The sequence below is a fragment of the Pseudomonas sp. KH_040 genome (assembly GCF_057839305.1).
On record NZ_CM174487.1, the window covers coordinates 2,497,904 to 2,510,711 of the forward strand.

General features: G+C 61.4%; 13 protein-coding genes. 6 read left to right on the plus strand and 7 right to left on the minus strand.

The features are described from left to right. Positions 1-301 precede the first annotated feature (301 nt). Positions 302-1,144: an NAD-dependent protein deacetylase gene (locus AC3IUF_RS11210; RefSeq protein WP_007919572.1), complete on the minus strand. Its 843-nt coding sequence runs from the start codon at positions 1,142-1,144 to the stop codon at positions 302-304. A 54-nt stretch (positions 1,145-1,198) separates the two neighbouring features. Then, positions 1,199-2,245 carry a class I SAM-dependent methyltransferase gene (locus tag AC3IUF_RS11215; protein WP_489281040.1) on the minus strand — a complete coding sequence of 349 codons (1,047 nt, stop codon included), beginning with the start codon at positions 2,243-2,245 and terminating at the stop codon, positions 1,199-1,201. Positions 2,246-2,647: 402 nt separating this feature from the next. Between AC3IUF_RS11215 and AC3IUF_RS11220 the strand changes: the two genes are divergently transcribed. Further along, a complete protein-coding gene (locus tag AC3IUF_RS11220; protein WP_489281041.1) occupies positions 2,648-3,487 on the plus strand; it encodes an HvfB family MNIO-type RiPP peptide maturase in 840 nt (279 codons plus the stop codon). Continuing rightward, positions 3,480-4,232, plus strand: a complete 753-nt coding sequence (locus tag AC3IUF_RS11225) for an HvfC family RiPP maturation protein (RefSeq protein WP_489281042.1) — start codon at positions 3,480-3,482, stop codon at positions 4,230-4,232. The genes AC3IUF_RS11220 and AC3IUF_RS11225 overlap by 8 nt, the downstream gene beginning before the upstream one ends. A gap of 1 nt (position 4,233) precedes the next feature. On the opposite strand, the gene AC3IUF_RS11230 is transcribed toward AC3IUF_RS11225, so the two are convergent. From AC3IUF_RS11230 to AC3IUF_RS11245, 4 genes are all read right to left on the minus strand, one after another. After that, complete coding sequence (locus AC3IUF_RS11230) at positions 4,234-5,262, minus strand: NAD(P)/FAD-dependent oxidoreductase (RefSeq protein ID WP_489281043.1); 1,029 nt, start codon at positions 5,260-5,262, stop codon at positions 4,234-4,236. Then, complete coding sequence (locus AC3IUF_RS11235; protein ID WP_489281044.1) at positions 5,249-7,432, minus strand: hypothetical protein; 2,184 nt, start codon at positions 7,430-7,432, stop codon at positions 5,249-5,251. The genes AC3IUF_RS11230 and AC3IUF_RS11235 overlap by 14 nt, the downstream gene beginning before the upstream one ends. 240 nt (positions 7,433-7,672) lie before the next feature. Further along, a complete protein-coding gene (locus AC3IUF_RS11240; RefSeq protein WP_489281045.1) occupies positions 7,673-8,980 on the minus strand; it encodes an ATP-binding protein in 1,308 nt (435 codons plus the stop codon). After that, the gene (locus AC3IUF_RS11245) at positions 8,977-9,717 is read right to left on the minus strand and encodes a response regulator (RefSeq protein WP_007919579.1); all 741 of its coding nucleotides are present in this window, start codon (positions 9,715-9,717) and stop codon (positions 8,977-8,979) included. Before AC3IUF_RS11245 ends, AC3IUF_RS11240 begins: the two co-directional genes overlap by 4 nt. Before the next feature lie 298 nt (positions 9,718-10,015). On the opposite strand from AC3IUF_RS11245, the gene AC3IUF_RS11250 reads away from it, so the two are divergent. From AC3IUF_RS11250 to AC3IUF_RS11260, 3 genes are read left to right on the plus strand one after another with little or no spacing between them, the layout of a single operon-like run. Continuing rightward, positions 10,016-10,279, plus strand: coding sequence for a DUF2790 domain-containing protein (locus AC3IUF_RS11250; protein WP_095111580.1), 264 nt, complete (start codon positions 10,016-10,018; stop codon positions 10,277-10,279). 29 nt (positions 10,280-10,308) lie between these two features. Continuing rightward, positions 10,309-10,563 carry a hypothetical protein gene (locus tag AC3IUF_RS11255; protein WP_007919581.1) on the plus strand — a complete coding sequence of 85 codons (255 nt, stop codon included), beginning with the start codon at positions 10,309-10,311 and terminating at the stop codon, positions 10,561-10,563. A 37-nt stretch (positions 10,564-10,600) separates the two neighbouring features. Beyond that, the gene (locus tag AC3IUF_RS11260) at positions 10,601-11,812 is read left to right on the plus strand and encodes a cytochrome c biogenesis protein DipZ (RefSeq protein WP_489281046.1); all 1,212 of its coding nucleotides are present in this window, start codon (positions 10,601-10,603) and stop codon (positions 11,810-11,812) included. A gap of 17 nt (positions 11,813-11,829) precedes the next feature. Here AC3IUF_RS11260 and AC3IUF_RS11265 read toward each other — a convergent pair whose 3' ends face one another. Beyond that, the gene (locus AC3IUF_RS11265; protein ID WP_489281047.1) at positions 11,830-12,291 is read right to left on the minus strand and encodes a GNAT family N-acetyltransferase; all 462 of its coding nucleotides are present in this window, start codon (positions 12,289-12,291) and stop codon (positions 11,830-11,832) included. A 225-nt stretch (positions 12,292-12,516) separates the two neighbouring features. Between AC3IUF_RS11265 and AC3IUF_RS11270 the strand changes: the two genes are divergently transcribed. Further along, the gene (locus AC3IUF_RS11270; RefSeq protein ID WP_095120244.1) at positions 12,517-12,789 is read left to right on the plus strand and encodes a DUF4242 domain-containing protein; all 273 of its coding nucleotides are present in this window, start codon (positions 12,517-12,519) and stop codon (positions 12,787-12,789) included. The last annotated feature ends 19 nt before the right edge of the window (positions 12,790-12,808 follow it).

Sequence of the window (12,808 nt, forward strand, 5' to 3'; positions counted from 1 at the left end):
TCCCCCAGAGGGGGCGAGGGGGAAGGGAGCTGATCGGGGGCATTTCAAAAAATGGGTTCGACTCGAAATTTACAGGTCGATGTATCGCTAGCAACAACTCGGTCAATTCCCTTTCCCTTGGGCGAGGGCGAGGCCTAGTGTTCGGGGAAAGGGAGCAGATCGTGGTTATTCAGATTGTGAGCTCGACTCAGCATTTTCAGGTCGCAGTATTCAGCCCAGACAACTCGGTCAGTTCCCTCTCCCTTGGGAGAGGGCTAGGGTGAGGGGCTTGGGTCCTGAGTCGAGCACAAAGTGCAGCAACTCACCGATCCAGCACTTCAACCAACAACGGCAAAAGCTGTTCACACGACGCTTCAATCTTCAAATCCAGCAAATCATCCGCCCGGGTCTTGCCCAGATTGATCGCAATCAACGGTTTCCCGCGATCGGCGATCACCCGGCACAGGCGAAACGCCGAATACGCCATCAACGAAGACCCCACCACCAACATCCCCGCGGCATTTTCTGCCGCCGCCATCGCCCGTGCCGCCGTGTGCTGCGCAACGTTTTCGCCGAAAAAAACCACGTCCGGTTTCATCCGCTCGCCAAAGCAATGCGGGCAGTGCGGCACCTGAAAACGCGCCTCGAACGCCGGGTCGAGCAGGGTGTCGCCATCCGGTGCCTGCACCGCGTCGACCCCGGCCAGATACGGATTGTGCAATTCCATCAGTTGTTGAATCGCATCGCGCTCGCTGCGCTGACCGCAGTCCAGGCACAACACCCGATGCAGGCTGCCGTGCAGTTCGATCACGTCGTGGCTGCCGGCCTGATCGTGCAGGGTGTCGACGTTCTGGGTGATCAAGTCGCGGATCAGCCCACCGTGCTGCAAATCGGCCAATGCCTCGTGAGCCGCGTTCGGTTGCGCCTGACGCACCCTCGGCCAACCCAGCATCGCCCGCGCCCAATAGCGGCGGCGCGACTCGGGGGCGGCGAGGAATTCCTGGTACATCATCGGTTGTCGGCCACGGCGTACTCCGTCGCTGTCGCGGTAGTCCGGAATGCCCGACGGCGTGCTGATGCCGGCCCCGGTCAGTACGATGAAGTCGCCATCAGCCATCACCTCTTGCAGGGTGTCGAGGTGTTCGCGGGTCGGGCTGTCGAGCATGGTCAGCGCTCCGAAGTGGGCAGTGCCAGCAGGTTAGCACGCGACCCGCATGGCTTACTTGCGCGCCTCCAGAATCAGGTTGAACGGTGTCTGCGTGGCCCGACGGAAGTGCTTGAACCCGGCCTCGGAAAACACTTTGCGCAAACGCATTTCCCCGGCTTGCGCGCCCAGGCCGAGGCCGACTTCCTGCGACAGCGAGTTGGGTGTGCAGATAAACGTCGAGGCGGCGTAGAACAGCCGTCCGACCGGGTTGATGTTGTCGTCCAGCGTGTCGTTGGCGAACGGCTCGACCAGCAACACCGTGCCGTCGTCTTTCAACGAGTCATAAGCGTGACGGGCGGCGCCGACCGGGTCGCCCATGTCATGCAGGCAGTCGAAATAGCAGATCAGGTCGTAGTCATCGCCGGGGTAACTCTTTGCCGAGCCCTGGAAGAACTTCGCCCGGCTGCTGACGCCACCTTCCTCGGCGCGCTGGGTGGCGACAGTGATCGAGGGCGCGTGATAGTCGTAGCCGACGAAGCGCGAGTTGGGAAAGGCCTGGGCCATGATCACTGTTGAGGCGCCATGGCCGCAGCCGACATCGGCGACTTTGGCGCCGTCCTCGAGTTTCGCCACCACGCCGTCCAGCGCCGGCAGCCATTCGGCGATCAGGTGACCTTTGTAGCCGGGCCGGAAGAACCGCTCGGTGCCGGTGAACATGCACGGATGATGATCGCCCCAAGGCAGAGCGCCATTGCCGCGCATGGCTTTGACCAGTTTGTCTTTGTCGTGGAAAAACGACGCCACCACCCCGAGACCGCCGGCGACGTAGACCGGCGAGTCCTCGACGGCCAGGGCCAGCGCCTGTTCTTCCGGCAGACGGAACTGGCCGTCGTGGTGCTCCATATAGCCGGACGCCGCGTGAGCGCTGAGCCATTCGCGCACCAGACGCGGATTACAGGTGGTTTTGGCGGCGAGGGCATCGGCGCTGATTGGCTCACTGTCGGCCATCGCCCGGTACAAACCGAGTTCTTCGCCGACGATGACATTGGCCAGCATCGCCGCGCCGCCCATGTCGTTGACCAGTTTGCCCATGAATTGGTTGAGCTTCGCCTCGTCCATCATGTGTGCTCCTGAAACAGGATCACGGTCCGGCGGCGTCGAAGGTCGAGGCGTGCGCCACCGGGCGGTGGTCACGGAGTTGGGCAGGGCACGGCTGACGTCCTGCGTCCCCCTCGACTGGGTAATAAAGGAGTCTAGCCCCGGTCCGGGCGTGTCGCTGGATTTGTGAGCAACGAAAACCTGTGGGAGCGAGCCTGCTCGCGAAGGCGGCATTTCAGGTAATTCTGATCTTGTCAGTGCCGACGCTTTCGCGAGCAGGCTCGCTCCCACATTAGGCAGGTGTGTATCCCTGTGTATCGAGATGGCGGCGGGATACACACGGCTGCAAAAGTCCGGTCGTTGCACACAGCCGTGATACAGCCGGCGGTTCAACTGGGAAAAACCTACTGCAGAGGTATACCCATGCAAACGCCTCCCTTATTGACGCAACCCAGTGTTGGCCTCGGCCTGCGCCGTGGCCTGCTGAAAGACCTGCAAGCTGCGCGCAGCGGCGCTTTCGATTTTCTCGAAGTCGCCCCTGAGAACTGGATCGGCGTCGGCGGCGCCCACGGTGCAGCATTGCGTGAACTGGCCGAACGCTACCCGTTGTCCTGCCACGGTTTGTCGCTGTCACTCGGCGGGCCGGCGCCGCTGGATGTCGGGTTCTTGCAGGAGGTCCGGGTGTTTCTCGACCATTACAACGTGGCGCTGTACAGCGAGCACCTGAGTTATTGCAGCGATGACGGGCACCTGTATGACTTGCTGCCATTGCCGTTCACCGAAGAGGCGGTGCACCACGTCGCCGCGCGAATCCGTCAAGCCCAGGACATTCTCGGCCGGCGTCTGGCCGTGGAAAACGTTTCCTACTACGCCGCGCCACGTCAGGACATGGATGAAGTGACCTTCACCAATGCCGTGCTGCGCGAGGCCGATTGCGATCTGCTGCTGGACGTCAACAATGTCTACGTCAACGCGATCAACCACGGATTCGAACCGCAAACCTTTCTCGCCGGCATTGAGCCGGGCCGGGTGGTCGGCATGCATGTGGCGGGGCATTTCGATGAGTCCGATACGCTGAAAATCGACACCCATGGTGCCTCGGTGAAGCCGGCGGTCTGGGCATTGCTAGCGGAGGCCTACGCGCGATTCGGCGCTAAGCCAACGTTATTGGAGCGGGACTTCAACTTCCCGGCATTTTCCGAACTGATTGCCGAGTTGCAGACCATTCGCCATTTACAAGCGGGGGGCAGCCATCGTGGATAACCTGCTACAGCAACAGCAGGCGCTGACCCGGTATTTGCGTGATCCCGAACATCAGTCGCCGCCCGTCGACATGAATGTGCAACGGGTTAAAGTCTACCGGGACCTGGTATTCAACAACCTGTCGCAATTGTTGAGTGGCACCTTCCCGGTGTTGATTCGAATCATTGGGGAAAAACGCTGGGGCTGGCTGGTGCGAGGATTCTTGCGCGACTGGCGGGCGCAGACACCCAGGTTCGGTGAGATCGCCGAAACGTTTCTCGACTATCTTGCTGCGCAACCGCAGGTGTTGCGCGAGGGTGAGTGGCCGGCGTTTCTGCTGGAGCTGGCGCATTACGAATGGGTCGAAATGGTCTTGCAGCAATCTGATGCTCAAGCGCTGCCGTCGACGGATCCGGCGTTGTTGCTGGAACGCCCGCTGCAAGTCTCGGCGTTGGCCTGGCCGCTGGCGTATATATGGCCGGTGCATGAACTCGACCCGAACAATCAGCCCGCCACGCCACCGGCTCAACCGACCTTGTTACTGGTGCGACGCACGGCTGACTGGAACGTGAAGTTTTCCGAACTGAGTCCGCTGGTCTGGCGGTTGCTGCAGCGCATCGACGAATATCCCGCCCTTGATGGCCGTCAGCAGTTGCAAGGTTTGGCGGTGGAGGCGGGGGAGACTGCAACCGTTGCATTCATGGAAAACGGATTGATGTTGTTGCGGCAAATGCATGAAGACGCCGTGCTCTGCAGCATCGTTTGAATCAATGGGCAGGCAACCACGACGGCGGGCAAGGATGCTGACGATAGAAGTTGCGCAGTTGCGCCACATCGCGTGTGAACCCATCGATGAGCCTTTGCCGATATTGCATTTGGGCAGGCACTTGCAAGGCCGGTTGGCGCAGAAAATCCGCCACGGCTTGCGCGGCTTGAATGCCGCTCATCAGCGCTTTGAGTACGCCGTGGGACGCCGCCGGATCAAGCCGGTTGGCGGCATCGCCTACCAGGAAATAACCGGCCCCGGCGGCGGCCGGGGTGAGGCGCCAGGTCACATCGGCGCCGCGCACGGCACCCACCGCTGGTAATGATTGCAGGGTGGAAGGGAGCATCACCGACCGAGTGTTGCGTTCGAAGGTCAGGCGCGTCCATTGCAGCAAACGATCCTCAACCTGGGCGATCCACGTCCACCCCTCAGGGTCGGCCAGCAAGTGTGCCGTCGTGGCATAGGCTGCGTTAGAGCCTTGCAAGTAGCCGTAACGAGCCACCAGTGGCGCGGAGCAACTGTGGGTCGTCAGGCCGAGTTGGCGGCTGAGCCAGTCGCGAGCGCCACTCGCATCGATCAGGCATTTTGCGTAAAGGCAGCCGCTGTCGGTGTCGACGCCGATCACCCGGTTAGCCTGCGTCAGCACCCGCCGTGCCCGGCTGGGCTGGATGACCTCTACGCCCAAAGAAGCGGCTTGCGCCAGCAACGTTGCGTCCAATTGGGCTCGCTCGAGATGAAAGCCCTGCCAAATGCCGCTGTCATCGGTGCCAAAACCGTTGAAATGCGGCGCGCCGTTCCACGTTACCCAGTGACCGTCAAAGCGCCGGGCCGCGCGGCCACACAAGGGCTCGGCAACCCCCAGCAGGCGTAACAACGGTTCGATGCCCGGATGCAGGCTTTCGCCGGGGCGAAATCGTGGGAACGCCTGCCGTTCGATCAAAGCCACGTGCAAGCCACGCCGGGCGCAACTGATTGCCGTTGCGCACCCCGCAGGGCCGGCGCCGACGATCACGACATCAAAATGCTTCATGGGCGACCTGCCACGGCAGCGCGTCAGTTTTGATCAGGATCGCATCGGCGTCGAGCAACAGAATCACCAGCGCTTCGACATCGACGTCGCGCAACCTGAAATCGCTTTCAGCGATCCGCACGGCACCGCGTCTGTACAGCAAAAAGCGCTGCACCCAGCCGTCGAGGATCTGCCCGGATTCCGCCTGTGCGATGTCCAGTTCGGCATTCGGCCGCTGCACTTCAATGAACGACAACAGCGGCCATGTATTGCGCAATTGTTTGTCGTTGGCGGCGCCAAGCACGCGGTACACGCGATACATCGATAGCACGCGTTGCTGATACGCCGTTTGCGAGGTGTGACCGGTCATGCCCAGGGAAAACAGGTTGTCGAGAGCCACTTGGGTGTAGTCGGCATGGGCGTACGCGTGGTATCGGGCGATCAATCGATTGTCATGCGTGATCAGTTGCGGGCCGCGCTGATTATCCCAGGCCACACCGCCGCCCATGCCGATGTCCTCATCGGTCAGGGGAATGATGCTGTGCAGGGTCGAGCGCGGCTCGAAGACCCGCGCTGAGTCCGGCGCCACGCCGGGCCAGAAAGACCCCAGCGCCGCACAGATTTTTGCATCCTCGGGAAACGGGCTGGCCATCTGATAGCCGGCGAGAACGTTGATCCATTCTTCGTCCACGGTGCGCTGACGAACCCAGCCGACCTCCCAGCCTGGCCCGAACACCCCGGCAGCGCCGTCGGGCAGTGAGGTAGGCCGCGATGGCGGCGGTAGCGGGGCTTCGGATTGCACAATGTCGGATTGATCGGCGAGGGCGACGATGGCACTCACCCCGCGATCGGCGGGGGAGAACAGGTGATCCTGCAAGTGCAGGTTGGCGCAGTAGCGGACATTGGAAAGCGCTTCCAGTCGGGCGTGCCAGAGACCGGTACTCGGCAACGTCGGCTCGTCGTTGACCCAGCGCAACAGGTTGCGCTGGCTGCACAGCGGATAGAAGTCCGGTGGGCCGATCACCGAGTAGGCCGCGACTGTCGGCAAACTTTTTTCCAGCGCCGGGCACCGTGGCCGCACCCAGCCATCGGCGGTGCTGTCCTGATAGTGCAAGGCGCGGTAACCCCCCTGGCGCAGCAATTCTTCGACATTTTCATACTCGTTCAGGTCTTCGATACTGCCATCCGCCTCGACCCGGTGACGCCCGTGAATCATGCCGCCACTGTTGGCCGGCATCACAAAGGACAACGGTTGACCCTGGTACGCGGCCGGCTCGACCAGCCGCGGTTTGGCCACGGGTAACAGCAGCCCCGGGCCGCCATCCGTCACTGTTGCCCAATGCGCCAGGTCGGCGGTAACGACGAAGGGCGGCTGGCTGATCTGCGGCTCCTGCCAGCCGGTGCCGCTGTGGCGTAAATGGATATGCCGCAGTTTTTCGTTGATCTGGTGGTTGTCCAGCGTCACCGTCAGGTTCATGCCCTCCAGGCACTGTGCGCCGTTGAACAGCTTGTGCAGCGGCACCCAGAAATCCAGTTCGGGATCGAGCTCCACCTGAAAATCCATCGGTCCGAAGCGCGTGGCATCGCCTTTGAGTTTGACGGCGATGTAGGCGCTGTAGCGCACCGGCATGACTCGGATGCGGTAAGGGTCATCGTCGACGAAGGGCAAAAAGCTGCGCAGTTTTGCGTCATAGCGCGCGGGGGCGGTGCCGACGCGGGCGATACCGGTGCGCGAGAAACACAGATCGGCATGCCGGCCATGCACGGTGTCGGCCGCGCAACGATATTCACTGGCGAACGCGACCATTGCCAAGGGTGCGCCCAACGCTTTGCTGCGCAAACTGTCGAGCGTGGGCGGGCTGACGCTGTAGACATAGTCGAGCACTGTTTCGATTTCAGCAGGTGTGGGAAACAGCTGTAGTGTCTGGCCGTTTTCATCGCTGATGACCCGTGGCGAAGCCAATGCGTGATACAGCAGGCTGCGTGACGGTACGCCGGCTTCGATTGCGCGGCTGCCGGCCCGAGCGAAGTCGGCGAATCCGGGTAGTGAACGGTCGACGTTCAACGGTTTGCCCAATTCCGCCGCCAGCGGTTCGGCGAGCAGGTCCAGGCCATGCGCGAGCATCAGCGAATGCCAGCCGCCGGGCGCCAGTCGCCTGCACACTTGTGTGACGGATTCGAGCAGATTCATATTGCGCCTCGACAGGTTGGGCCAATCGTCATGGAACCGCAGCCCGGCGCTGACTCGCCACTGTCAGATCTGACAGTCGCGACCAGTGGTGATCAGTGCGAAACGGGCAGCACAACGATAAGCGCAACGACCAAGGCGCACAGTCGGTGGATTCTGATGAGGTTGTAGGCATTGGCGCTGCGATGCGCAGGCTACCGACCGGCGCCGGTTGGTAGCATTTAAACAACGCCGTTGAAAGGTTCAGGGGTGCAGCGGCAACTTCAGCTCAGCACACAACCCGCCGCCTTCGCGGTTGCTCAAGGTCAGCGAGCCGCCTAACGCCATGGCCAGTTGCTGGGCGATCGCCAACCCCAGGCCGGTGCCGCCGGTATCGCGATTACGCGAGTTTTCCACGCGGTAGAACGGTTGCAGCACCTGCGCCAGTTCGGCGTCGGCGATGCCCGGGCCGCGATCCATGACGGTGATCACCAGGCTGCCCTTGTTGGCTTCAACCCAGACTTCGGCGGCGCCGGCGAATTTCAGCGCGTTGTCGGTCAGGTTGACCAGAACACGGCGCAAGGCATGGGGCCGAGTATCGATGACCGCCGCGCTCTTGCCCACCAGGTTCACTTGCTTGCCCATGTCCTGATAGTCGAACACCAGGCTTTCGAGGAAGGAGTCCATGTTGGTGCGGCGGCTTTCCTCGGTCGAGCCATGGATGCTGCGCGCATAGGCCACGCCTTCGCGCACCAGATGTTCCATCTCGCTGAGGTCATTCCACAGTTTGTCTTTCTCGACGCAATCGTCCATCAACTCGGCGCGCAGTTTCATCCGCGTGATCGGCGTTTGCAGGTCATGGGAAATCGCTGCCAGCAATTGCATGCGCTCCTTGAGGTAGGCAGCGATGCGCGCCTGCATCGTGTTGAATGCACGCGCGGCGTAGACCACTTCGGTGGGGCCGCTTTCATCGAGGTTGATCGGGTGGGCGTTGGGGTCGAGGGTTTCCACGGCGTTGGCCAGCCGGGTCAAGGGGCGGACCGCAATGCGTACGGCCAGCCAGGTGCAGGCGATCATCAGCGCCAGTTGGCCGAGTAATACCGCCGGCAACCAGGGTGACAACGGGACCATCGCGGGGCGCACGTCGATGGTCACCGGGCTGCCGTCGCTCAGGCGCAGATGGCCCTGAAAGTGTTTCTTCGGCCCGGGAATGTCGGTGAAGGTCAGCGGATAGCGATCACCGATTGCGTCAGTGATCGAGGTGACGGCCACCGGCACATCACCGGGCTCGATCGGCGTGCCCGGATCGCCCTCGCTCAACAGGTAGCCATAATTTTTTCGCGCCAGCCGCTCGAGCCAGGCAGGGCGTTCTTCGCCAGGCAGGCGATCGAGGATTGCAATCGAGGTCGAGACGTCGGTTTGCAGATTGCCGAGCATGGTGTTCTTGGCGCTTTGATAACGCTCGTAGTATTGCGCGCCGAATGACAGCGCCTGCGCAAGCAGCAAGCCGATCAGGAAAATCAGCGACAGGCGTGAGGCGAGGGTGCGCGGCCAGTGCAGATTGACGCTCATGCCGGCGCCCCGAGAATCTCGACCGGCAGCGAGAACACGTAGCCCTCGCTGCGCACGGTCTTGATGTAGGCCGGCTCGCGCGCATCATCGAGCAGACGCTGACGCAAACGGCTGACCAGCAAATCGATCGAGCGGTCGAACAGATCCGCGTCACGGCCCTGGGTCAGGTTGAGCAGTTGATCGCGGCTGAGCACCCGTTGCGGGTGATCGAGGAACACTCGCAGCAAGCGGTATTCGGCGCCGCTGAGGGCGACCATGGTGCCGTCCTTGTCGAGCAGATGACGGGCCGAGGTGTCCAGTTGCCAACGGCCGAAAGCCAGCAAGCGCCCGGCCTCGGTGACCACCAGATTCGGCGGCAGCATCCGCGTGCGGCGCAGTACGGCGTTGATCCGCGCGAGCAATTCGCGGGCGGCGAACGGTTTGGTCAGGTAATCATCGGCGCCCATTTCCAGGCCGATGATGCGGTCGGTTTCATCGTTGCGCGCGGTCAGCATCAACACCGGCGTGGCCTTGTGTTTGCCGACACGCAGTTCGCGGCACAGCTGCAGACCATCGTCACCGGGCATCATGATATCGAGCACGATCAGGTCGACGGTGTTGGCTTCGAGAAAGCTGCGCATCTGCCGGCCATCGGCGACCACGGTGGTGCGCAGACCGTTTTTCTTCAGGTAGTTGCCCACCAGTTCACGGATCTCGCGGTCGTCATCGACGATGAGAATGTGATCGACATGATCCATCGGTTCAAGCCTCAGTCAGAAGGGGAATGCCGTGCAGTCTATAGAGCCTTCAATGACTCGCCTGCCTGCCTTTGTATTGCAGTGTATCTGCCGTGTCGGCGGATACACGGGAACGCAAAAACGCGAATTTTCCAGGGTTTTGTATCGCTGTGTATCCCCCGATGGCAGGGATACACAGCGATTGAAACGCGCCTGTTCCTGACACAGACGCGATACCTCGCGAGCCTCAAATAGGCTCCATCGAGGCCCACACAGATCGCCTCGGCTCAAACCCCACTGAAGCCTTGAGGAAAACGCCATGAACAACAAATCCGTCATTGCCGCCTGCCTGTTTGCCGCCCTGAACATCTGCACGCTGTCGGCCCGCGCCGAAGCCGCTGCCACCCCGCAAACCTACACCTACGGCACCCACCTGGATATCCAGAAAGTGCTCTCGCTGAAACAGGACAACTCGGTGTCCTGCGGCATCGTCGAGGCACGCATGACCTACCTCGATTCGGCCGGTCAGACCCGCGTGCTCGATTACAGCAAATTTGCCGACGGCTGCAACAACGACAACTAAGTCATCACTCTTTATAGAAGGAAACAGCCATGAACAACGTATCGCGCTTTTTGACCGCCATCGCCTTCTCCCTGGCCGGCGTTGCCGCCCATGCCAACGCCGCGGTTGAACAGCATAGCTGCCACAGCAGCACCTGCTTCCAACTGACGCCGGTGGCCAAGCAGGGCAGCGATGGCTTGATTGCTGCGGACGGCTCCAGCCGCACGCCGCAGGGCCAGATGTTTGCCGAGAACGGCGCCAGCCGCACGCCGCAGAGCCATTGGCTGGACAGCCAGAACGTCTGAATGGCTCGTCACATTCATTGATCAAGGGTGACTCACTATGTACCTCATCGCATTCCTCGGCGGTCTGCTGACCGTGCTCAGCCCCTGCATCCTGCCGGTGGTACCGTTTCTGTTTGCCGGCGCCCAACGCAGTCGCGCTTCGATACTGCTGACCTTAGGTGGCATGGCCCTGACCTTCGCGCTGATCTCAAGCCTTGCCGTGGTCAGCAGCGAGTGGGTGATCCAGGCCAGCAACAGCGGACGTTACGCCGCGCTGATCGTGATGAGCGTGTTCGCCCTGTCGCTGATCTCGGCGCGCATCGGCGACTGGCTGACACGACCGTTCGTGATGCTCGGCAACCGTCTCGACCCGGACACCCGGAAAAAGGCCGGGCCGATGGGGTCGATCATGCTCGGCGTGGCCACGGGGTTGTTGTGGGCACCCTGTGCCGGGCCGATTCTCGGGGTGATTCTCACCGGTGCCATGCTGCAAGGCGCCAATGCGCAGACCAGCCTGTTGCTGCTGGCCTACGGCGCTGGCAGTGCATTGTCGCTGGGCACGTTGATTTTCACCGGGCGCGGTTTGGTCAATCGCCTGAAACCGTCGATTCCGTTTACTGGCTGGTTGCGCCGAGGTGCCGGGGTTGCGGTACTGGCAACGGCAGCGGTTATTGCTACCGGCTTCGATAAAACCTTGTTGGCGAATACCTCCTCTGAAAGCGTCGCCAGCGTCGAAAAAAGCGTGTTGGAGAACGTGCCGAAAGTGGTCGATTACTTCGTCAGCAAAGTCCGCGCGGACTCGCCGATGGAGGAGGGCAAAGGCGCGATGCCGTCACTGGCTGGTGCGGTGCAATGGCTGAACTCGCCCGAGCTGAGCGCTGAATCCCTGCGCGGCAGAGTGGTGCTGGTGGACTTCTGGACCTACGACTGCATCAACTGCCAGCACACCCTGCCGTACGTCAAAGACTGGGCGAAGAAATACGAGAAGGACGGTCTCGTGGTGATCGGCGTCCACACCCCGGAATACGGTTACGAACGGATCATCGACAACGTCAAGGAACAGGTGAAAAAACTCGGCATCACCTACCCGGTGGCCATCGACAACAACTACGCGATCTGGCGCAACTTCGATAATCAATACTGGCCCGCGCATTACCTGATCGACGCCAACGGGCAGGTGCGTTACAGCCACTTCGGCGAAGGTCGCTACGAAGCGCAGGAGCAGATGATCCAGCAGTTGCTGGAGGAGGCGAAGGCGCCGGCGGCCTGATCAGCAACACCAATGGCTCAGAGGTCGCGGACCATGAGCCATTGTTCGTTGTCCCAGGCGCGAAAACGCTCCAGGACTTGCCAGCCGCGCTTGGCGTAGTAGTCCTGCTTGTTCTGTGTGTGCAGATACAGGCGTGCAAAGCCGCAGCCTTTCGCCTCCTGACAAATCCCTTCAATCAAACGTTCCGCCAGCCCTTGCCCGCGTGCTTCAGGGCTGACGAACACGCAGGCCAGCCATGGGCCGAGGTCGGGACGCAGGTCGAGGTCATCGCGTGCCAGTGCGGCGCCGCCGAGCAGATGTTCACCGTCCATGGCGATCAGGCAGGACCAGTCGCCATTGCTTTGGCCCTCGGCAAATTCACGCTGCCATTCGGCCAGTGGTTGGTCGACGTATTCGTAGGGAAATTGTTGGTGAATCCATTGGGCATAGTGGTCGCTGTGGTGCATGTGATGCGCGAGCCAATCAATTTTCAGTGACATCTGACGAATCCGTTCCAGAAGCGAGCGAGCATCAGAAACCAATCCCCCAACCTTGGCAATCCTCAAGGTGTTCCAGACGCTTTACAGATTTCCACCGCTCATCGGCAAACCCCTGGTTTTACAGGGTTGCCAGACGATTGGCAGGGACGCCGCGTGGTCTCGGCGCGATAGTGCGTGAGCAGGGTCACTGCCGGCCTTGCCCCATAACAAGAGCGCGAGGTAGCCATGCCTAAATTCGTGATTGAACGCGAGATTCCAGGGGCCGGGAAGCTGTCGGAAGCAGAACTCAAAGCCGTGTCGCACAAGTCCTGTGACGTATTGCGTGAACTCGGTCCGCAAGTGCAGTGGCTGCAAAGCTACGTCACCGCTGACAAGATCTATTGCGTGTACATCGCGCCTGACGAAGAGCAGGTGCGCGAACACGCCAGGCTCGGTGGATTCCCTGCCAACAGTGTGGCGCGGGTGATGACGGTCATTGACCCGACGACGGCCGAATAATCACTGATCCAATGTGTAG